Source organism: Burkholderia sp. BCC1996 (assembly GCF_905339955.1).
Taxonomy (GTDB): Bacteria; Pseudomonadota; Gammaproteobacteria; order Burkholderiales; family Burkholderiaceae; genus Burkholderia.
Genome location: NZ_CAJPHM010000004.1, coordinates 166523 through 185538, shown reverse-complemented (window position 1 = coordinate 185538; position 19016 = coordinate 166523). Strand labels below are relative to the sequence as shown.

Annotated in this window: 15 protein-coding genes and 7 tRNA genes; 5 read left to right on the top strand and 17 right to left on the bottom strand. The window is 66.6% G+C overall.

Annotated elements, in window-relative coordinates:
* Nucleotides 1-330 precede the first annotated feature (330 nt).
* A complete protein-coding gene (gene aceA / locus U4Z64_RS07055) occupies nt 331-1638 on the top strand; it encodes an isocitrate lyase (RefSeq protein ID WP_321819535.1) in 1308 nt (435 codons plus the stop codon).
* Between the two features lie 229 nt (nt 1639-1867).
* On the opposite strand, the gene U4Z64_RS07050 is transcribed toward aceA, so the two are convergent.
* Both U4Z64_RS07050 and U4Z64_RS07045 read right to left on the bottom strand, forming a co-directional pair.
* Nucleotides 1868-2302: a universal stress protein gene (locus tag U4Z64_RS07050; protein ID WP_044848000.1), complete on the bottom strand. Its 435-nt coding sequence runs from the start codon at nt 2300-2302 to the stop codon at nt 1868-1870.
* A 174-nt stretch (nt 2303-2476) separates the two neighbouring features.
* Nucleotides 2477-3382 (bottom strand): LysR family transcriptional regulator, encoded by a 906-nt coding sequence (locus tag U4Z64_RS07045; RefSeq protein ID WP_044847957.1) that lies wholly within the window; start codon nt 3380-3382, stop codon nt 2477-2479.
* Nucleotides 3383-3536: 154 nt separating this feature from the next.
* Between U4Z64_RS07045 and U4Z64_RS07040 the strand changes: the two genes are divergently transcribed.
* Both U4Z64_RS07040 and aceB read left to right on the top strand, forming a co-directional pair.
* Nucleotides 3537-4298, top strand: coding sequence for a haloacid dehalogenase type II (locus tag U4Z64_RS07040; RefSeq protein ID WP_044847958.1), 762 nt, complete (start codon nt 3537-3539; stop codon nt 4296-4298).
* A gap of 67 nt (nt 4299-4365) precedes the next feature.
* Nucleotides 4366-5958: a malate synthase A gene (gene aceB / locus U4Z64_RS07035; RefSeq protein WP_321819534.1), complete on the top strand. Its 1593-nt coding sequence runs from the start codon at nt 4366-4368 to the stop codon at nt 5956-5958.
* Nucleotides 5959-6064: 106 nt separating this feature from the next.
* Here the strand turns inward: aceB and U4Z64_RS07030 are convergent, their stop codons facing one another.
* On the bottom strand, nt 6065-6490 hold the full coding sequence (locus U4Z64_RS07030) for a gamma-glutamylcyclotransferase family protein (RefSeq protein ID WP_321819533.1): 426 nt from the start codon (nt 6488-6490) through the stop codon (nt 6065-6067).
* Nucleotides 6491-6792: 302 nt separating this feature from the next.
* Here U4Z64_RS07030 and U4Z64_RS07025 point away from each other — a divergent pair, with 302 nt between their 5' ends.
* On the top strand, nt 6793-7671 hold the full coding sequence (locus U4Z64_RS07025; RefSeq protein WP_044847960.1) for an AraC family transcriptional regulator: 879 nt from the start codon (nt 6793-6795) through the stop codon (nt 7669-7671).
* 40 nt (nt 7672-7711) lie between these two features.
* On the opposite strand, the gene U4Z64_RS07020 is transcribed toward U4Z64_RS07025, so the two are convergent.
* From U4Z64_RS07020 to gltX, 9 genes are all read right to left on the bottom strand, one after another.
* On the bottom strand, nt 7712-8176 hold the full coding sequence (locus U4Z64_RS07020; protein WP_014896698.1) for a GNAT family N-acetyltransferase: 465 nt from the start codon (nt 8174-8176) through the stop codon (nt 7712-7714).
* A 314-nt stretch (nt 8177-8490) separates the two neighbouring features.
* A tRNA-Asp gene (locus U4Z64_RS07015) sits at nt 8491-8567 on the bottom strand.
* 73 nt (nt 8568-8640) lie between these two features.
* Nucleotides 8641-8716 (bottom strand) — tRNA-Glu (locus U4Z64_RS07010).
* Nucleotides 8717-8781: 65 nt separating this feature from the next.
* Nucleotides 8782-8858, bottom strand: a tRNA-Asp gene (locus tag U4Z64_RS07005).
* Between the two features lie 83 nt (nt 8859-8941).
* Nucleotides 8942-9017: transfer RNA gene (locus U4Z64_RS07000), tRNA-Glu, on the bottom strand.
* A 63-nt stretch (nt 9018-9080) separates the two neighbouring features.
* Nucleotides 9081-9157, bottom strand: a tRNA-Asp gene (locus U4Z64_RS06995).
* 80 nt (nt 9158-9237) lie between these two features.
* Nucleotides 9238-9313: transfer RNA gene (locus U4Z64_RS06990), tRNA-Glu, on the bottom strand.
* A gap of 141 nt (nt 9314-9454) precedes the next feature.
* Nucleotides 9455-9530 (bottom strand) — tRNA-Ala (locus tag U4Z64_RS06985).
* A gap of 128 nt (nt 9531-9658) precedes the next feature.
* Nucleotides 9659-11068, bottom strand: a complete 1410-nt coding sequence (gltX, locus tag U4Z64_RS06980) for a glutamate--tRNA ligase (protein ID WP_321801185.1) — start codon at nt 11066-11068, stop codon at nt 9659-9661.
* A 280-nt stretch (nt 11069-11348) separates the two neighbouring features.
* Between gltX and U4Z64_RS06975 the strand changes: the two genes are divergently transcribed.
* Nucleotides 11349-12275: a patatin-like phospholipase family protein gene (locus tag U4Z64_RS06975; protein WP_044847962.1), complete on the top strand. Its 927-nt coding sequence runs from the start codon at nt 11349-11351 to the stop codon at nt 12273-12275.
* A gap of 144 nt (nt 12276-12419) precedes the next feature.
* Here U4Z64_RS06975 and U4Z64_RS06970 read toward each other — a convergent pair whose 3' ends face one another.
* From U4Z64_RS06970 to U4Z64_RS06950, 5 genes are all read right to left on the bottom strand, one after another.
* Nucleotides 12420-13094, bottom strand: coding sequence for a C40 family peptidase (locus tag U4Z64_RS06970; protein WP_044847963.1), 675 nt, complete (start codon nt 13092-13094; stop codon nt 12420-12422).
* A 128-nt stretch (nt 13095-13222) separates the two neighbouring features.
* On the bottom strand, nt 13223-14845 hold the full coding sequence (locus tag U4Z64_RS06965; protein WP_321801182.1) for a dipeptide ABC transporter ATP-binding protein: 1623 nt from the start codon (nt 14843-14845) through the stop codon (nt 13223-13225).
* Entirely contained in the window at nt 14842-15939 is a 1098-nt protein-coding gene (locus U4Z64_RS06960) for an ABC transporter permease (protein ID WP_321819532.1), read from the bottom strand. The genes U4Z64_RS06965 and U4Z64_RS06960 overlap by 4 nt, the downstream gene beginning before the upstream one ends.
* A gap of 75 nt (nt 15940-16014) precedes the next feature.
* Complete coding sequence (locus U4Z64_RS06955) at nt 16015-17058, bottom strand: microcin C ABC transporter permease YejB (protein WP_321809244.1); 1044 nt, start codon at nt 17056-17058, stop codon at nt 16015-16017.
* 52 nt (nt 17059-17110) lie between these two features.
* Complete coding sequence (locus U4Z64_RS06950; protein WP_321819531.1) at nt 17111-18994, bottom strand: extracellular solute-binding protein; 1884 nt, start codon at nt 18992-18994, stop codon at nt 17111-17113.
* Between the last annotated feature and the right edge of the window lie 22 nt (nt 18995-19016).

The following is a 19016-nucleotide window of genomic DNA, read 5'->3' as shown; positions in this document are numbered from 1 at the left end:
ACCCGCGCCGGTTTTTTTTCGTCCCGCGCCAAATTTCACGATGCGGAAAATTTTTTTGCGTCGTAAAAAATCATGCTGCGCGGCACAACCTTACAATTGCGAGATGGGAAAAATCGTTTCTCATTGCGAAACACAAAACACAAGTTATTGATTAACAACGATTAAAAAGTTTAAAACTTCCTGGTATAGCCCCTGTTTCACTCGGATCGGTTTGCCTAGACTCTTATACAAGACTTCTCAAAGCGGCGCGCACCGCGCCCCGCTTCGAGAACAGCATCAGCACCGTCCGATTCGACCGATCTGGCAACACACCGCATCAAGGAGCTCATCATGTCGCGACAGCAACAGGCACAGGAACTGCAAAAGCAATGGGAAACCGATCCGCGCTGGAAGGGCATCAAGCGCAGCTACACGGCTGAGGACGTGGTGCGCCTGCGCGGCTCGCTCGCCGTCGAGCACACGCTGGCCAAGCGCGGCGCGGAAAAGCTGTGGCGCCTCATCAACGAAGAGCCGTTCGTCAACGCACTCGGTGCGCTGACCGGCAACCAGGCGATGCAGCAGGTGAAGGCCGGCCTGAAGGCGATCTACCTGTCGGGCTGGCAAGTGGCCGGCGACGCGAACGTCGCGGGCGAAATGTACCCGGACCAGTCGCTGTACCCGGCGAACTCGGTGCCGCTCGTCGTCAAGCGCATCAACAACACGCTGACGCGCGCCGACCAGATCCAGTGGTCGGAAGGCAAGAATCCGGGCGACGAAGGCTACGTCGATTTCTTCGCGCCGATCGTCGCGGACGCGGAAGCCGGCTTCGGCGGCGTGCTGAACGCGTTCGAACTGATGAAAGCGATGATCGAGGCCGGCGCCTCGGGCGTGCACTTCGAGGATCAGCTCGCGTCGGTGAAGAAGTGCGGCCACATGGGCGGCAAGGTGCTGGTGCCGACCCGCGAAGCGGTCGCGAAGCTGTCGGCGGCGCGTCTCGCGGCCGACGTGATGGGCACGCCGACCGTGCTGGTCGCGCGGACCGACGCGGAAGCGGCGGACCTGATCACGTCCGACATCGACGACAACGACAAGCCGTTCCTGACGGGCGAGCGCACGGTCGAAGGCTTCTTCCGCACGAAGCCGGGCATCGGGCAGGCGATCTCGCGCGGCCTCGCATATGCGCCGTACGCCGATCTCGTCTGGTGCGAGACGGGCAAGCCGGATCTCGAGTACGCGAAGAAGTTCGCGGAAGCGATCCACAAGCAGTTCCCCGGCAAGATGCTGTCGTACAACTGCTCGCCGTCGTTCAACTGGAAGAAGAACCTCGACGACGCGACGATCGCGAAGTTCCAGAAGGAACTCGGCGCGATGGGCTACAAGTTCCAGTTCATCACGCTGGCCGGCTTCCATGCGCTGAACTACTCGATGTTCAACCTCGCGCACGGCTATGCCCGCACGCAGATGAGCGCGTTCGTCGAACTGCAGCAGGCCGAGTTCGCGGCGGCCGACAAGGGCTTCACGGCCGTCAAGCACCAGCGCGAAGTCGGCACCGGCTACTTCGACGCGGTCACGCAGACCGTCGAGCGGGAAGCCTCGACGACCGCGCTGCACGGCTCGACCGAAGACGAACAGTTCTTCGACGGCAAGAAGGTCGCGTAACACGCGCAAGCGTCACGCCGATGCCGGCCCGTCACGCGACGGCGCGGCATCGGCGGCACCGGACAACAATCAGGGAGGAGACGGCTGGCGCGCGATCGACGTCGCGCGACCGGTCGCGCGCGGCCAGTGGCCGCCAGCAACGACGCGCGTCGGCTTCGTCCGGCGCGCCCTTTTTTCAGCGGCGCCGCCGTGCTGTCGCCCGGGCGGCTACGAGCGACGGGCGCCGCGTCTACCGATAGACGATCACCGGAATTTTCGTATGGGTCAGCACGCGCTGCGTTTCGCTGCCGATCAGCAGGCTGCCGAGCCCGCGGCGTCCGTGGGACGCCATGAAGATCACGTCGCAGCCGCCACGTTCGGCCGCCTCGATGATGCCGAGGTACGGCGACGGATGCACGCTCGTCCAGCTGTCGCAATCGACGCCGGCCGCCTTCGCGGCTGCCTGCACGTCGTCCAGGTGCGCGCGCGCCTCGCGCTCGCTGCGCGCGCGGAAATCGGCGGGCGGCTCGATGATCACTTCGGAAAACGGCGAGTACGGATACTGCGGCAGGCACGCATAGGCCGTGACCCGCGCGCCGACCGCGCGCGCCAGGTCGATCGCGCCGTCGATCGCCTTCTGCGACAGTTCGGAACCGTCGGTTGGAACGAGGATGTGCCGGAACATCGCGCCCTCCTGCGTCAGACGCACCGCGCGCACCGCGAACCCATGCGGGCCGGCTCCGGCGCGTCGCGCATGCCAGTTTCGATTGTAGTGCGCGAAACCGGGCGACCGGCGCCGGCAGCGGGTTCGCCCTCATATCGGAAACGCGTGGGCCGGTGCGCCCTGCTCGCCCCCGCCCTACTCGCCCCAATACCCCGGCCGTTCGTACGTATGTTTCAGGTAATCGAGAAACAGCCGCACGCGCAGCGGCAGGTGACGGCGCTGCGGAAACACCGCGTGGATGCCGATCGGCGGCGCCGCGAACGCGTCGAGCACGGTGACGAGGCGGCCGGCCGCGATATCGTCGCCGACCTCCCACCACGATCGCCATGCCAGGCCGTAGCCGGCGAGGCACCATTCGTGCAGCACCGCGCCGTCCGAGCATTCCATCGTGCCGTTCACGCGGATCGACACCACCTTGTCGCCCTCCTGGAACGCCCAGCCACGCTGCTGGTTCGCATTCGCGGCAAGCGCGAGGCAGTTGTGGCGCGCGAGTTCCGCAAGCGTGGCCGGCGTGCCGCGCCGCGCGAGATACGCGGGGGACGCGACGCACACGCGCCGGTTCTCGCCGAGCTTCAGCGACACCAGCGACGAATCGGGCAGCTCGCCGAGCCGCACCGCGCAATCGAACCCTTCGTTGACGAGGTCGACCATCCGGTCGGACAGGTCGAGCGTGACCGACACGTCCGGATGCGCGCCGCTGAACTCGGGCACGAGCGGCGCGACGTGGCGCCGCCCGAAGCCGGCCGGCGCGGAAATGCGCAGGTGGCCGCTCGCCTTCACGCCGCCGGCGGACACGCTCGCCTCCGCGTTCTGCATGTCGTTGATGATCCGCTGGCAATCCTCGAGGAAGGCCGAACCCTCGAAGGTCAGCGTGAGCTTGCGCGTGGTCCGCACCAGCAGCTTCACGCCGAGCCGCTCCTCGAGCGCGTCGAGGCGGCGGCCGATGATCGCCGGCGCGACGCCTTCCGCATGCGCGGCCGCCGACAGGCTGCCCTTCGCCGCGACCGCGGCGAACGTTTCGATCTGTTTGAACCGGTCCATGACTCGCAAGGGCGGCGTTCCCGCCCTTCAAATAGCTTGAGCGGTCAAGATTAGGTATATGAAAGTAAAAGATCAAGTGATGTTTAGCGTCTTTTTTAGCACTGACGAGCACGAATAAAATCGTTTCCGACCTCTGAAACTGGAGCGCAAGGCTATGTCGGCCACAACGACACTCTCCTCTCCCGACGCAATCCTCTTCGATGCATTCGGCACGTTGTTCGACGTGCATGCGGTCGTGGCCGCGGCAGAGCAGATGTTTCCCGGTCACGGGGACCGGTTGTCGCGGCTGTGGCGACGCAAGCAAATCGAATACTCGCAGTTGCGCACGCTCGCCGATCCGTCCGGCGCCCGCTATCGCCCGTTCCGCGACATCACGCTCGACGCGCTGCGGTTCGCCGCGCGCAGGCTCGGGCTCGCGCTGAACAGCGCGGCCGAGAAGCGGCTGATGGACGAATACGCGTGCCTGTCCACCTATCCCGACACGGTGCCCGCGCTGCGCAAGCTGCGCGCGCTCGACCCGCGCCCGCCGCTCGCGATCCTGTCGAACGGCAACCCGGAGATGCTCGACATCGCGATCAAGAGCGCCGGCATGACCGGCCTGTTCGATCGCGTGCTGTCGGCCGACGCGGTACGCGCGTACAAGCCGAGCCCCGTCGCGTACGCACTCGGCACCGCCGCGTTCGGCGCGAACCCCCGCGACATCGTGTTCGTGTCGTCGAACGCCTGGGACGTCGCGGGGGCCGCCTGGTTCGGCTACACGACGTTCTGGCTCAACCGCACGGGTGCGCCCGCCGAGGAACTCGGCGCGCCGCCCGACGGCACCGGCAGCGGCATGGCCGACCTGCTCGCATTCCTCGCCACCCCGGCTCCGTCCGGCAGACCCGCGAACCGCGCGCGCCCCGGCCCGGGCGCATGACGTTCGCTGCGCTGCCGCCTTCCCCCTTCACCGAAACCGCAACTGACCGACCAAGGAGATGAGACTCATGAGCACCCCGATCACGCTGCCGCAAGGCATGGCGATCACCGGCGAAATCAAGCCGGGTTACGAAGCGATCCTGACGCCTGAAGCACTCGCGCTCGTCGCGGCGCTGCACCGCGCGTTCGAGCCGCGCCGCCAGGCGCTGCTGCAGGCCCGCGTCGAACGCACCAAGCGCCTCGACGCCGGCGAGCGCCCCGATTTCCTGGCCGACACGAAGGCGATCCGCGAGGGCGACTGGAAGGTCGCGCCGCTGCCGGCCGACCTGCAATGCCGCCGCGTCGAGATCACCGGCCCGGTCGAGCGCAAGATGATCATCAACGCGCTGAACTCGGGCGCCGATTCGTACATGACGGACTTCGAGGATTCGAACGCGCCGAGCTGGACGAACCAGATCGACGGCCAGATCAACCTGAAGGACGCGGTGCGCCGCACGATCTCGCTCGAACAGAACGGCAAGTCGTACCAGCTGAACGACAAGGTCGCGACGCTGATCGTGCGTCCGCGCGGCTGGCATCTCGACGAGAAGCACGTGACGGTCGACGGCCAGCGCGTGTCCGGCGGCATCTTCGATTTCGCGCTGTTCCTGTTCCACAACGCGAAGGAACTGATCGCGCGCGGCTCGGGCCCGTACTTCTACCTCCCGAAGATGGAAAGCCATCTCGAAGCGCGCCTGTGGAACGACATCTTCGTCGCGGCACAGGAGGCAGTCGGCGTGCCGCGCGGCACGATCCGCGCGACGGTGCTGATCGAGACGATCCTCGCCGCGTTCGAGATGGACGAGATCCTGTACGAACTGCGCGAACACAGCTCGGGCCTGAACGCCGGCCGCTGGGACTACATCTTCTCGGCGATCAAGAAGTTCAAGAACGACCGCGACTTCTGCCTGGCCGATCGCTCGAAGATCACGATGACGGTGCCGTTCATGCGCGCGTACGCGCTGCTGCTGCTGAAGACCTGCCACAAGCGCAACGCGCCGGCGATCGGCGGGATGGCTGCGCTGATTCCGATCAAGAACGATCCGGAAGCGAACGACAAGGCGATGGGCGGCGTGCGTTCGGACAAGGCCCGCGACGCGACCGACGGCTACGACGGCGGCTGGGTCGCGCACCCGGGCCTCGTTCCGATCGCGATGGAGGAATTCGTCAAGGTGCTCGGCGACAAGCCGAACCAGATCGCGAAGCAACGCGACGACGTGCAGATCGAAGGCAAGAACCTGCTCGACTTCCAGCCTGAAGCGCCGATCACCGAAGCCGGCCTGCGCAACAACATCAACGTCGGCATCCACTATCTCGGCGCCTGGCTCGACGGCAACGGCTGCGTGCCGATCCACAACCTGATGGAAGACGCGGCGACCGCCGAGATCTCCCGCTCGCAGGTGTGGCAGTGGATCCGCTCGCCGAAGGGCGTGCTCGACGACGGCCGCAAGGTCACCGCCGAGCTCGTGCGCGAATTCGCGAAGGCCGAGATCGATAACGTGAAGCGTTCGGTCGGCGGCAACACGCAGCCGTACGAGCGTGCCGCGTCGATCTTCGAACAGATGTCGACGTCGGAAGGTTTCACCGAATTCCTGACGCTGCCGCTGTACGAGGAAATCTGACGACGCGGGCCGGGTCGCCTGGTCCTGCCCGCCGCCGGTCGCGCAACACGGCGGCATGAAAAAAGCGCCCCGCGGGGCGCTTTTCCTTTGCGGGGCCGCGGGTTCTCTATGCGGATGCGGCGGCGGCTTCCCGCTCGCGCCGGTGCTGGACCCAGTCGCCCGACACGATGCGCGGACGGTCGGCTGCCGCATGCGCGGCGACCGGATAGTAGACGCACGCATAGGCACGACCGCCGAGTTCGACGGTCACCGGCTCCTGCCGGAACAGCGTGTCGACGCCCGGATAGACGCGCTCGATCTCGTCGAGCACGGGCACCAGTCGCTCGTCGATCTCGTAGACGTCGCCCCACACGAGCGACCGGCCGGCCGGCCCGGGCACCATGCCCGGATACGTGCCGAAATCGTACAGTTCGCCCGGCAGAGCGGCCGCCCCGAGCAGCGTCGGCCCGGCGATCCCGTGCCGCGCGGCCGCCTGGCCGATGTCGTTGGCTTCTCCCGCTCTCAACGTGCCGTAGACGAATACATGGCGCATCGTGGTCCTCCTCTTCGATTCAGGTGTTGCCGTGCCGGGCCGTCGCGGCCGTGCCGCGGGCGCCGGCGTCGTTGGGGCGCTGCTTGTGCGAAAACGCGCCCGCATCGATAGACCGCGCCGGCGGCACGATGGTTCTTGTCGGCACGGCGCATCACGCTGGCCCGGGCTTGCGCCGGCCGGCACACGTGCTGCCCCATACAAAGTTCATTTGAACCGTGCATTATCGGCCGAAAAACCGCCGCATGCGCCTGCGCGGCGCCTTCTAAAATGACGGCATCGCCGCCGCGCCGACCGAATCGTCCATGAACCCGCCAGCCCAAGCCGACGCATCGAACCCGTACGACGTCATCGACATCCCGCCCGAGTTCGCGCCGACCCGCGTCCACCCGATGCGTGTCCGGGCACGGCAGGTCGACGCCGGCCGCCGGATCCCGCTGCACACGCACGCGTGGGCGCAACTTGCGTATGCATCGCGCGGCGTGCTGCGCGTCGCGACGACCGGGACGACGTGGATGGTGCCGCCGTCCCGCGCGATCTGGGTGCCGCCGCACGTCACGCACGAGGTCGTGATCGTCGAGGAAGCGTACTTGCGCACGCTGTACATCGACGAGTCGGTCGTGCCGGACGGGCTCGACGCATGCCGGGTGGTCGAGGTGACGGGCTTGCTGCGCGAACTGATCGTCGCGCTCGACGCGCGCGACCTGAGCGGCACCCGCGAACGGCTGCTGTGCGGGCTCGTGCTCGACGAGCTGAGCCGCGCCGAACCGCTGCCGCTCGCGGTGCCGATGCCCGACGAGAAGCGGCTGCGCATGCTGTGCGAGGCGGTGCTCGCGCAACCGGCGCATGCGGAATCGCTCGAACACTGGGCGAGCGAGGTGGGTGCGAGCACGCGCACGATCTCGCGGCTGTTCAGGCAGGAACTGGGCGTGAGTTTTTCGCAGTGGCGGCAGCAGGCGCTGCTTGCGCGCGCGATTCCGCTGTTGAACCAGGGGCGCCCGCTGTCGCATATCGCCCGCGAACTCGGCTACCAGAGCCAGAGCGCGTTTTCGGCGATGTTCCGGCGCGCGTTCGGCGAAAGCCCGCGCGCGTTCATGCTGCGCGGCTACGAGCATCGCGGCGCGGAAGACGGCATCGCAATCGACGACGCCCCCGACGACGACGCGATCGACGCCGCCCGCTGACCGTCGCCGCGTGGCCCCCGCGTGGGTAACCGTTACGCGCTCAAACCGGACGCACCATGTGGCGAATCGAGCCGAGCTGGGCCAGCCTCGGCCCGGTGACGCGGTAGCCCATCCGCAGGTAGAGGCGCGCGGCCGGATTGTCGACGAACACACGCAACTGCAGTTCGTGTAGCCCGCGGGCGCGCGCCCAGCGATGCGACATGTCGAGCATGTAGGTGCCGGCGCCCTGTCCGCGATGGCCGGCCGCGATCTGCACGTCGCGGATGTGCAGCGAATCGCCCTCCTCGGTCACGCGCAGCACGCCGATACGTTCGCCGTCGGCTTCCAGGATGAAGTTTTCGGATTCGCGCCAGCTCGCATAGAACAGGTCGCTGCGCCAGACGAGCCCATGGCGCTTGTAATAGCCGCCCATGTTGCCGTGCGTCAGCGCCTCGGCAAACGGAAAATCGCCAGGCTCCGCGGGCCGGAGCTGATACAGCAATCGCAGGTCGGTCGGATCGAGCATCGCGCAGGGGTCAAAAACGCATTCCGCCACGATAGCGCAGTCGCGGGCGGATGCAATCGCGAATTTCTCGTAGTGGCGCCGGATCGGCGATGCAACGAAAAAGCCCGCACGAGGCGGGCTTCTTCATTTTCTGGCGGAGCGGACGGGACTCGCCTACATCCTGCAGGCCGCGGCTGCGCGTGCACGCGCAGCCCTTCGCGTCCCGCCGGAAGCCGCGCAGGCGGCTTCCTCCGCTCCGCAGTCACGCGCCCGCGAGCGGGCACGATCAACGACGCAAATGAAAAAGCCCGCACGAGGCGGGCTTTTTCATTTTCTGGCGGAGCGGACGGGACTCGAACCCGCGACCCCCGGCGTGACAGGCCGGTATTCTAACCGACTGAACTACCGCTCCAGTCTTGCTTCTTGCCTGGCAGGCGTCGGTTACTTCCTGCCGGCGCATCGTTTGTTCGAACGACGCCGAAATCTGGCGTCCCCTAGGGGATTCGAACCCCTGTACTCACCGTGAAAGGGTGATGTCCTAGGCCTCTAGACGAAGGGGACAACGTACTGCTTACATCTTTAACGCAAAAGCCCGCTCAAAACGTTCATTTGAACGGGCTTTGTTCTGGCGGAGCGGACGGGGCTCGAACCCGCGACCCCCGGCGTGACAGGCCGGTATTCTAACCAACTGAACTACCGCTCCAGCTTTCTTCACTCTCACCTGCAGGACCTCGTTCACGTCCTGCAAGCGTTGCGACACTTCTACTACGAAACGCCGCTGAATCCTGGCGTCCCCTAGGGGATTCGAACCCCTGTACTCACCGTGAAAGGGTGATGTCCTAGGCCTCTAGACGAAGGGGACAACGTACTGCTTACATCTTTAATACAAAAGCCCGCTCAAAAACGTCTTGAACGGGCTTCGTTCTGGCGGAGCGGACGGGACTCGAACCCGCGACCCCCGGCGTGACAGGCCGGTATTCTAACCGACTGAACTACCGCTCCAACTTTCTGCACCGTTACCTGCAGGACGTCGGTTACGTTCCTGCAAGCCTCGCGACACTTCTACGAAACGCCGCTGAATCTGGCGTCCCCTAGGGGATTCGAACCCCTGTACTCACCGTGAAAGGGTGATGTCCTAGGCCTCTAGACGAAGGGGACATGATCTTTTCAGATCTGTCTGACTTTCGCTATTCACTCATCATCAACAGCGAAGGCCGAAATTCTAACTGCTTTAAATCATTTTGTGAAGCATTTATTACTTACTACCGCTGCTTCGCAAATCAATTCGTTCTGCTCTGATGGTGGAGGTAAGCGGGATCGAACCGCTGACCTCTTGCATGCCATGCAAGCGCTCTCCCAGCTGAGCTATACCCCCTTGCAGAACAGAAATGAGATTATATGGACCGAATTTGAACTTGTAAATACCCTTTTTGCGATTCGAGCGAAATTTTTTGCGAAGCCGCCGTGACACCCTGCGCGAGCGGCTTCGCATCCGCTCCAACCTCAGGCCAGCGCGGCCTCGATACGCGACACCACGACGTCACGACCGAACAGCACGAGCACCGCGTCGATCGACGGCGTATGCGTCGTGCCCGCCACCAGCAGGCGCACCGGCATCGCGAGCTGCGGCATCTTCAGCTTGTGCGCGCCGAGCGTCGCCTTCAGCGCGGCGGACACCGCTTCCTTCGTCCAGTCGGCCGCCTTCAGCGCGACGACGAGATCGGCCAGTGCCGGGCGCACCGTATCGGTCACGTGCTGCGCGAGCGCGTCGGCATCCGGCGCCGGCACGCGGTAGAACATCGCGGCGCCTTCGGCGATCTCCTTGACCGTCGTCGCGCGGTCCTTCATCAGGCCGACCACCGCATCGAGCGCGGGGCCCGTCGCGATCGCCGCGTCGTCGATGCCGAGCGCGTCGAGGAACGGCTTCGCCAGCGCGGCGAGGCGCGCGTTGTCCGCTTCCTTGATGTAATGGGCGTTCAGCCAGCTCAGCTTGCTGTGGTCGTACTGCGCGGGCGACTTGCCGAGATGCTCGAGGTCGAACCATTCGACGAACTGCTCGCGCGAGAAGATCTCCGCGTCGCCGTGCGACCAGCCGAGGCGCGCGAGGTAGTTGACGACGGCCTCCGGCAGGAAGCCCGCGTCGCGGTACGCCATCACGCTCATCGCGCCATGCCGCTTGCTCATCTTCTCGCCCTGCTCGTTCAGCACGGTCGGCAGGTGCGCGTAGACGGGCGGCTCGCCGCCGAGCGCGCGCAGGATGTTGATCTGGCGCGGCGTGTTGTTCACGTGGTCGTCGCCACGGATCACGTGCGTGATGTTCATGTCCATGTCGTCCACGACGACGCAGAAGTTGTAGATCGGCGTGCCGTCCGGGCGCGCGATCACGAGGTCGTCGAGTTCCTCGTTCGAGATCTCGACACGCCCCTTCACCGCGTCGTCCCACACGACCGTGCCGGTCAGCGGGTTGCGGAACCGCAGCACCGGCTTCACGCCGGCCGGCGGCTCGGGCAGCACCTTGCCCGGCTCCGGACGCCACGTGCCGTCGTAGCGCGGCTTGAGGCCGGCCTCGCGCTGGCGTTCGCGCAGCGCGTCGAGCTCCTCGGCCGACATGTAGCACGGGTACGCGAGGCCCTGCTCGAGCATCTGCGCGAGCACCGCGCGGTAGCGGTCCATCCGCTGCATCTGGTAGATCGGGCCTTCGTCGAAATCCAGGCCGAGCCACTGCATCCCCTCGAGGATCGCGTCGACGGCTTCCTGCGACGAACGCTCGACGTCGGTATCCTCGATACGCAGCACGAACGTGCCTTTCATCTTGCGCGCGAACGCCCACGGATAGAGCGCGGAGCGGATGTTGCCGAGGTGGATGAAGCCGGTGGGACTCGGCGCGAAGCGGGTACGGACAGGACGGGTCATAAACGGTAACTCGAACGCCTGGGGCGCATGAATGATTCGACGCGGGATCGACGGCGACAGCCCGGACAGCACTGGGGCCGGCCGCGCCCGGAACGGGAAAGAAGCCGGAATTATACTCGCGCCGCCCTTCGCGCCAAGCGCGCCGCTTGCTTTATGATGTGCGCGCCGCGGCCGCCAGCCGGCGCCGCGCCGGCCGCGCGGTTTGTTCCGCGCGGCCGCTCGGAACCTATCGCCGCCGCGGGCCGCACGGCCCGCCGCCAAGCCGCCGGAGAACCATTCGATGTCGTCCCCTCGCCTGTCGCGCCGTCACTTCACGATCGCTTGCGCATCCGCCAGCCTCGCCGCCTGCACGTCGTTCGGCGACAAGTCCCGCCCCGACAACGCCGCGAATCCCGCGCAGTCGCGCGAGAAGCCCGTGAAGATCGGCATCGCGCTCGGCGGCGGCGCCGCCCGCGGCTTCTCGCACATCGGCGTGCTGAAGGCGCTCGAGGCGCGCGGCATCCCGGTCGAGATCGTCGCGGGCACGAGCGCGGGCTCGGTGGTCGGGGCGCTCTATGCCGCCGGGATGAGCGGGCTGCAGATCAACAAGATCGCACTCGACATGGATCAGGCGGCGATCAGCGACTGGGCGCTGCCGTTCCGCTCGCGCGGGCTGCTGCAGGGCGTGGCGCTGCAGAACTTCCTGAACAAGACGCTCAACAACCGGCCGATCGAAAAGATGGCGAAGCCGCTCGGCATCGTCGCGACGGACCTGCAGAACGGCCAGCCGATCCTGTTCCAGCAGGGCAATACGGGGCTCGCGGTGCGCGCGTCGTGCAGCGTGCCGTCGGTGTTCGAGCCCGTGAAGATCGGCAACCGCGAATACGTCGACGGCGGCCTCGTGAGCCCGGTGCCCGCGTCGTTCGCGCGCAAGATGGGCGCGAGCTTCGTGATCGCGGTCGACATCTCGTCGCGGCCGGACGGCGCGGCGACCAACAACCCGATCGAGATGCTGCTGCAGACCTTCACGATCATGGGCCAGACGATCAAGACCTACGAGCTCGACAAATACGCGGACGTCGTGATCCGCCCGAACCTCGCGGCGATGGGCGGCAGCGACTTCAACCAGCGCAACGCGGCGATCCTCGCGGGCGAGGAAGCCGTCGCGCGCGTCATGCCCGAGCTGCAGCGCAAGCTCGCGGCCGCCCGCGGCGTCGCGGCGGCATAAGCGACGCATCGCGGCGCGCGACAGCGAGCGCGCCACCGACGATGGCCCCGCCACCAGCCGCTTGCGCACGCCCCAAAACAAAAAACCCTGCCGCCTTCCGGTGACAGGGTTTTTTGGATCCGGCGGTTCGCCGGCGAGCGTCGGTCAGTTGCTGCCGTTCGCCGCGTCGTCGCCGATCGTGGCGCGCACGCGCTGGCGCAGGTCGTCGGCCTTCATCGGGAACTCCGACTCGAGCCGGCGCGCACCGGTGAAACGCTTTTCCCAGTAGCCGCTGTCGAGATCGTCGACGCGAATCGTGCTGCCCGTCGACGGCGAATGCACGAACTTGTTGTCGCCGATATAGATGCCGACGTGCGAGAACGTACGGCGCATCGTGTTGAAGAACACGAGGTCGCCCGGCTTCAGGTTGCTCATGCTGACCTTCTCGCCGACGCGGCTCATCTCTTCGGCGCGACGCGGCAGCGACATGCCGAGCGTGTCCTGGAACACGTAGCGCACGAAGCCGCTGCAGTCGAGGCCGGAATCCGGCGAGTTGCCGCCCCAGCGGTAACGCACGCCGATCATGTTCAGCGCACCGACGACGACGTCGCCTGCCTTGCCCGCCATGCCGGCAAGAAACGACTTCGCGCCGCCGCTCGACGACTGGGCATTGGTCTGCTGGGGGGAGGAGCTCGACCCGATTTGAGTCGAATTCGTGACATTCTGGTTAAAACTGCTGACTTCGTCGGCGAACGCGCCGGGAGCTGCTGCGAACAGGGCGCCGATGAACAGCCCGGCGAGGGTGCGCGCGCATGCCTGGGTCAGGGATCGATGCTGCATTGGTCGATGGAATGTGCTTAAAAATCAGCTGATTGGCGGAAAATTTCGGTCGATACTAGCCAGCGCGTAATCGTTTGTCAAAACAAATTAAAAAATACAATCGAGATAGTCAGACCATTGGACGCCTATCACGCTTTCCAGACCGCTTTCAACAGCTTTTGTGTGTAAGGATGTGACGGTTTCGTGAAGATATCGGCCACGTCGCCGGACTCGACGATCGCCCCGTCCTGCATCACCGCGACCCGGTGCGCCATCGCGCCAATCACCTCCAGGTCGTGGCTGATGAATACATAGCCGAGGTTGTATTTCTGTTGCAAATTCGCGAGCAGCTTCAGCACCTGCTGCTGGATCGACACGTCGAGCGCGGACGTCGGTTCGTCGAGGATCAGGATGCGCGGCTCCAGCACCAGCGCGCGCGCGATCGCGATCCGCTGGCGCTGCCCGCCCGAGAATTCGTGCGGATAGCGATGCAGCACCGTGCGGTCGAGGCCGACTTCGCGCAGCACGGCCAGCGACTTCGCGCGGCGCGCGTCCGGCGTGAGTTCCGGGCGATGCAGTTCGAGCCCCTCGCCGACGATCCGCTCGATCGTGTGACGCGGCGACAGTGAACTGAAGGGATCCTGAAAGACGACCTGCATGTTCGAGCGCAGCGCGGTCTGTTCACGGCCGCGATAGGTCGACAGCGCGCGCCCCTGGAATTCGATCTCGCCGTGCGCCGTCCTTTGCAGCCCGAGCAGCGCCATCGCGAGCGTCGACTTCCCGGAGCCGGATTCGCCGACGATCCCGAGCGTCTCGCCCTGCCGCACCGACACGGACACGTCCGCGACCGCCGTCACGGGCGTCGTGCCGAACCAGCCTGCGAAGCCCGGCCGCTTGCGCGCGAACTGCACGCTGACGTGGCGCGCATCGAGCACGACGGGCGCGATCGGCATCACCGGCGCGACCGCGCGCTGCGGCCGGCTGTTCAGCAGCCGCTGCGTATACGGATGCTCCGGCTCCGCGAAGATCCGCTCGACCGGCCCGCTTTCGACCAGCTTGCCGCGCTCCATCACCGCGACCCGCTCGGCGAAGTGCCGTACGAGGTTCAGGTCGTGCGTGATCAGCAGGATCGCCATCCCGCGCTTTTCCGCCTCCTCGCGCTGCAGCTCGAGCAGCAGGTCGACGATCTGCGCGCGGATCGTCACGTCGAGCGCCGTGGTCGGTTCGTCCGCGAGCAGGAGGCGCGGCCGGCAGGCGAGCGCCATCGCGATCATCGCGCGCTGCCGCTGGCCGCCCGACAACTGGTGCGGGTAGCTGTCGACGCGCCGCTCCGGCTCCGCGATGCCGGTACGCGCAAGCAGCGCGATCGCGCGCTTGCGCGCCTCCACCGCCGTCACGCCGTCGTGCAGCACGATCGTCTCGCCGATCTGCGTGCCGATCGTGTACAGCGGGTTGAGCGCCGTCATCGGCTCCTGGAAGATCATCGCGATGTCCGAGCCGCGCAGCCCGCGCATCTCGCGTTCGCTCTTGCCGGCGAGGTCGTGCCCGGCGAAGCGGATCGTGCCGCTCACGTCGGCGTCGCGCAGCAGCCGCAGGATCGACAGCGCGGTCACGCTCTTGCCCGATCCCGACTCGCCGACGAGCGCGACGCGCTCGCCGCGGCCGATCGCGAGCGTCACGTCGTCGACGGCCACCGTGTCGCCGAAGCGCACCTGCAGATGCTCGAGCGACAGCAGCGGCTCGCCCGCGTTCGATACGGCCGTGTCGCTCATCGCTGGCCTCCTGCCGCGCGCACCGAATCGGCGATCCGCGTGTCGAGCGCGTTGCGCAGCGCGTCGCCCATGAAGGTCAGCAGCAGCAGCGTCGCGACCAGCACGCCGAACGTCGACAGCGAGATCCACCACGCATCGAGGTTGCCCTTGCCCTGCGCGAGCAGCTCGCCGAGGCTCGGCGTCGGCGGCGGCACGCCGAGCCCGAGGAAGTCGAGGCTCGTGAGCGCGAGGATCGCGCCGCTCATCCGGAACGGCAGGAACGTGATCACGGGCGTCATGCTGTTCGGCAGCACGTGGCGCCAGATGATCTGCCAGTTCGTGAGCCCCATCGCGCGGGCCGCGCGCACGTAGTCCTGCATGCGGTTGCGCAGGAACTCGGCGCGCACGTAGTCGGCCAGGCCGATCCAGCCGAACAGCGACAGCAGCACGATCAGCAGCAGGAAGCTCGGCTCGAAGATCGACGCGAAGATGATCAGCAGGTACAGCTCGGGCAGCGAACTCCAGATCTCGATCAGCCGCTGCCCGACGATGTCGATGCGCCCGCCGAAGAAGCCCTGCACGGCGCCCGCGGCGATCCCGAGCAGCGTGCCGATCGCGGTCAGGACCAGCCCGAACTCGACCGACACGCGGAACCCGTACACGAGCCGCGCGAGCAGGTCGCGCCCCTGCGCGTCGGTGCCGAGCCAGTTCGCACGCGACGGCGGCGCCGGATTCGGCACGCTCGAGAAATAGTTCAGCGTGTCGTAGTAATAGCGGTTCGGCGGATACACGACGAAGTTGCCCGGCGCCTCGAGCCGCTTGCGGACGTACGGATCGAGATAGTCGGCCGGCGTCGGGAAGTCGCCGCCGAAGGTCGTCTCCGGATACGCATGGAACATCGGGAAATAGGTCTGGCCGTCGTAGCGCACGACGAGCGGCTTGTCGTTCGACCACAGCGGCGCCGCGAGGCTCGCGGCGAACGCGACGACGAAGATCACGAAGCTCCAGTAGCCGAGGCGCTGCTGGCGAAAGCGCTGCCAGACGCGGCGCGCGGGCGACGGCGACACGCGCGCACGGGCCGCGTCGATGCGGGACGACACGACGGCCCGGTTCATCGCGCACCTCGCCCGGCGAGCGCGCGCAGGCGGACGGGCGCGCCGGCGAGCGGCGTGCTGGCGGACGGTTTCATGTCAGCGCTCCAGGTTGTCGAATTGAATGCGCGGGTCGACCCACACATAGCAGAGATCCGAGATCAGCTTGGTCGCGAGCCCGATCAGCGTGAACAGGTACAGCGTGCCGAGCACGACCGGATAGTCGCGCCGCACGACCGACTCGTACGACAGCAGCCCGAGGCCGTCGAGCGAGAACAGCGTCTCGATCAGCAGGCTGCCCGTGAAGAACGCGCCGATGAACGCGGCCGGAAACCCGACGATCAGCGGCAGCATCGCGTTGCGGAACACGTGCTTCCACAGCACGGTGCGCTCGGCGAGCCCTTTCGCGCGCGCGGTCAGCACGTACTGCTTGCGGATTTCGTCGAGGAACGCGTTCTTCGTGAGCATCGTGATGACCGCGAAGCTGCCGACGACCGACGCCGTGATCGGCAGCGCGATGTGCCACAGATAATCGAGCACCTTGCCGGCGAGCGACAGCTGGGCGAAGTTGTCCGACGTGAGCCCGCGCAGCGGGAACAGCTGCCAGAACGAGCCGCCGCCGAACAGCACGAGCAGCAGCACGCCGAGCACGAAGCCCGGAATCGCATAGCCGACCAGCACGACGAGGCTCGTCGCGACATCGAACGGCGAGCCGTTGCGCACGGCCTTCGCGATGCCGAGCGGCACGGAGATCAGATAGGTGACGAAGAACGTCCACAGCCCGATGCTGATCGACACCGGCAGCTTCTGCACGACCAGCGACCACACGCTCTGGTGGCGGAAGTAGCTGTCGCCGAGATCGAAGCGCGCGAAACGCTTCAGCATCAGCCAGTAACGCTCGAGCGGCGGCTTGTCGAAGCCGTACAGCGCCTTGAGCTGCGCGAGCTGCTGCGCGTCGACGCCGGTGTGCGCGCGCATTCCGAACGGCGCCGCGCCCTGCTCCGTCGCGCCCTTGCGCAGTTCCTGCACGGCCTGTTCGACCGGGCCGCCCGGCACGAACTGGATCACCGCGAACGTGAGCGTGAGCACGCCGACGAGCGTCGGGATCATCAGCAGCAGGCGTTTGAGGATGTAGCTCCACATAGGGCGTCGACTCGCGATCGATAGGCTGGGTTGAACGAAGGGCCGGCAGGCTTCAGTGATCGGGCTTGGCCCACCAGGTCGACACGACCCAGCCCTCGGCCGAATAGTACAGCGGCAGCGTTTGCGGATAGCCGAGCGTGCGCTTGTATGCGATCCGGTGCGTGGTGCTGTACCACTGCGGAACGGCGTAATAGCCGTGCATCAGCACGCGGTCGAGCACATGCGTCGCGTCGAGCAGGTCCTCGCGCGTCTGCGCGGCGCCGAGCGCATGCAGCAGCGCGTCGACGGCCGGCGACTTCAGGCCGATGATGTTGTCGGAGCCCGGTTCGTCCGCGAACTTGCTGCCGTAGCGCGAGAACTGCTCGGCGCCCGGCACCTGCACACCCGGCAGGCGAACCGTCGTCATGTCGTAGTCGAACGCGTCGAGGCGCTTCTGCAGCAGCGCGTAATCGGCCGTGCGAAAACGCGCGTCGATGCCGAGCTTCGCGAGATTGCGCTGGTAGGCGGTCACGACGCCTTCCATCGCCGCGCCCGAATCGTCGAGGATCTCGAACGTGAACGGCTCGCCCTGCGCGTTGCGCAACGCGCCGTCGCGGTAGGTCCAGCCGGCCTGCGCGAGCAGCGCGCGCGCCTTCAGCAGGTTCGCGCGCAGCGAGCCCGGCGGGTTCGTGTTCGGCTGCGTGACCATCGGGCCGAACACGGCCGGGTCGAGTTGCGTGCGCAACGGCTCCAGCAGCTTCAGCTCGCCCGGGCCCGGCGTACCGGTCGCCTGCAGGTCGGTATCGGCGAAATAGCTGTCGAGGCGCGTGTACGCGCTATAGAACAACTGGCGGTTCAGCCATTCGAAGTCGAACGCGAGATCGAGCGCCTGGCGCACGCGCACGTCGCGAAACAGCGGCCGGCGCAGGTTCATGAAGAAGCCCTGCATGCCCGCGCCGTTGTGCTGGCGGAACTCGCGCTTGACGAGCTCGCCGCTGTCGAAGCGCTTGCCGACGTCGCGCCGCGTCCAGTTGCGCGCGATGTATTCGACCAGCACGTCGTACTCGCCGGCCTTGAACGCCTCGAGCCGCGCGACGCCGTCGCCATAGAGCTTGTAGACGATCCGCTCGAAGTTGTCGGTGCCGACCCGCACCGGCAGGTCGGCGCCCCAGTACGCGGGATTGCGCCGATAGGTAATCGTGCGGCCGTTGTCGTAGCGCTCGATCAGGTACGGGCCGCTGCCGATCGGCTGCTCGAACGCGAGCTGGTCGAACGGAATCCGCGAACCGTCCGCGCGCAGCCCCCACTTGCGCGAGAACACCGGCACGCCGCCGGCGATCAGCGGCAGCTCGCGGTTCGTGCTGCGGAACTCGAAACGCACGGTCGCGGGATCGACCACCACCGCCTTCGCGATCTCGGCGAAATACGCGCCGAACTGCGGTGCGGCCTGCTTGCTCTTCAGCGTGTCGAACGAAAACCTGACGTCGTCGGCCGTGACCGGATCGCCGTTCGAAAAGCGCGCGCGCGGGTTCAGGTGAAACGTGACCGAGCGGCGGTCCGGCGCGATCGCGATGTCGTCGGCGAGCAGCCCGTAGGCGGATGCCGGTTCGTCCATGCTGCCGGTCGCGAGGCTCTCGAACAGCAGGTCGATGCCCGGCGCGGGGTTGCCGCGCATCGTGAACGGATTGAACTTGTCGAACGACGTGAGCCGGCTCGGGTTCGCGAGCACGAGCGTGCCGCCCTTCGGCGCGTCGGGGTTCACGTAGTCGAAATGCCTGAAGCCCGGCGGATATTTCGGCTCGCCGTACTGCGCGATCGCATGGGCCGCGTGCGCGGCGGTTGCAGCCAGTACCGCCTGTAGTGCCCATGCTGCCGCCGTGCGGCCGGCGGCCCGTACCGCATGCGCGGCGCCGAAGCGGATGCGGGTGGCGGCGGTCCGGGGCGAACCCTTCGTCATAGAGGCCCTGTCGGTCGATTGA

Excerpts from the sequence above, each read along its gene's own strand:
- aceB (WP_321819534.1), top strand. The coding sequence starts at position 4,366 with ATGAGCACCCCGATCACGCTGCCGCAAGGCATGGCGATCACCGGCGAA.
- U4Z64_RS07020 (WP_014896698.1), bottom strand. The coding sequence starts at position 8,176 with ATGCTCGATCCGACCGACCTGCGATTGCTGTATCAGCTCCGGCCCGCG.
- U4Z64_RS07025 (WP_044847960.1), top strand. The coding sequence starts at position 6,793 with ATGAACCCGCCAGCCCAAGCCGACGCATCGAACCCGTACGACGTCATC.
- U4Z64_RS06960 (WP_321819532.1), bottom strand. The coding sequence starts at position 15,939 with ATGAACCGGGCCGTCGTGTCGTCCCGCATCGACGCGGCCCGTGCGCGC.
- U4Z64_RS07045 (WP_044847957.1), bottom strand. The coding sequence starts at position 3,382 with ATGGACCGGTTCAAACAGATCGAAACGTTCGCCGCGGTCGCGGCGAAG.
- U4Z64_RS06955 (WP_321809244.1), bottom strand. The coding sequence starts at position 17,058 with ATGTGGAGCTACATCCTCAAACGCCTGCTGCTGATGATCCCGACGCTC.
- U4Z64_RS06970 (WP_044847963.1), bottom strand. The coding sequence starts at position 13,094 with ATGCAGCATCGATCCCTGACCCAGGCATGCGCGCGCACCCTCGCCGGG.
- aceA (WP_321819535.1), top strand. The coding sequence starts at position 331 with ATGTCGCGACAGCAACAGGCACAGGAACTGCAAAAGCAATGGGAAACC.
- U4Z64_RS06965 (WP_321801182.1), bottom strand. The coding sequence starts at position 14,845 with ATGAGCGACACGGCCGTATCGAACGCGGGCGAGCCGCTGCTGTCGCTC.
- U4Z64_RS06975 (WP_044847962.1), top strand. The coding sequence starts at position 11,349 with ATGTCGTCCCCTCGCCTGTCGCGCCGTCACTTCACGATCGCTTGCGCA.
- U4Z64_RS07050 (WP_044848000.1), bottom strand. The coding sequence starts at position 2,302 with ATGTTCCGGCACATCCTCGTTCCAACCGACGGTTCCGAACTGTCGCAG.
- U4Z64_RS07040 (WP_044847958.1), top strand. The coding sequence starts at position 3,537 with ATGTCGGCCACAACGACACTCTCCTCTCCCGACGCAATCCTCTTCGAT.
- U4Z64_RS06950 (WP_321819531.1), bottom strand. The coding sequence starts at position 18,994 with ATGACGAAGGGTTCGCCCCGGACCGCCGCCACCCGCATCCGCTTCGGC.
- U4Z64_RS07030 (WP_321819533.1), bottom strand. The coding sequence starts at position 6,490 with ATGCGCCATGTATTCGTCTACGGCACGTTGAGAGCGGGAGAAGCCAAC.
- gltX (WP_321801185.1), bottom strand. The coding sequence starts at position 11,068 with ATGACCCGTCCTGTCCGTACCCGCTTCGCGCCGAGTCCCACCGGCTTC.